Here is a 590-nt window from a genome sequence, read left to right as displayed (position 1 = left end):
AACCGCTCTGTTTTTCTTGCTCTTTTTCCAAGAGAGATATTCTTCTATTGGCTAATAGCACATTCTGTTTAGCCATATCGGTCAATCCTGTATAGAAGAGGGCATTTGGCATAACAAAATAGCTTGCCATTTGTAGTGCAATGGCATGCACATGTAATCCAGGACTGGGGTTAGGACCAGGATTAGAGCCAGAGTTTGGATTAGAATTAAGAAATTCAGGTTGCAAACTGAAATTCCAGAAATTTTCATCATTGTTATCAAAGAGACTTTGTTCAATATTCGCTTTGCCATGGCTTGATTCTGGTCCATAGGCATGTAGCCATATACTTATCAGGTGATCCATTGATTGTGGTATAATCATTTACCAATTTGAAGGAGTCTTCTTCGGCTTTTCCAGAAACTTGAATCAATGAAATGCCGCGTGTATTTAAAGGATCAGAGGTATTTACAACACTATTTTTATCTCTGAAATCGCTTTTGATATAAACTGTTGTGGAACCTTTTAAATCTCCATGGATGAGAAGACAATCAGTTTTTTGATTGGCTATTGGCTTATCATCATTCCATGCAGTGTTGAAATAAATTTTTGC

The 590-nt window shown here is 36.8% G+C and carries 1 pseudogene; it reads right to left on the bottom strand.

Annotated features, from left to right (window positions below):
- Positions 1–590 (bottom strand): annotated as a pseudogene (locus ACFINO_RS11250) (autotransporter outer membrane beta-barrel domain-containing protein); the annotation flags it as partial.

The sequence above is a fragment of the Bartonella sp. AA83SXKL genome (assembly GCF_042196965.1).
GTDB lineage: Bacteria > Pseudomonadota > Alphaproteobacteria > Rhizobiales > Rhizobiaceae > Bartonella.
Note: the sequence above shows the minus strand (reverse complement) of the source record. Positions and strands in the feature narration are given on the sequence as shown.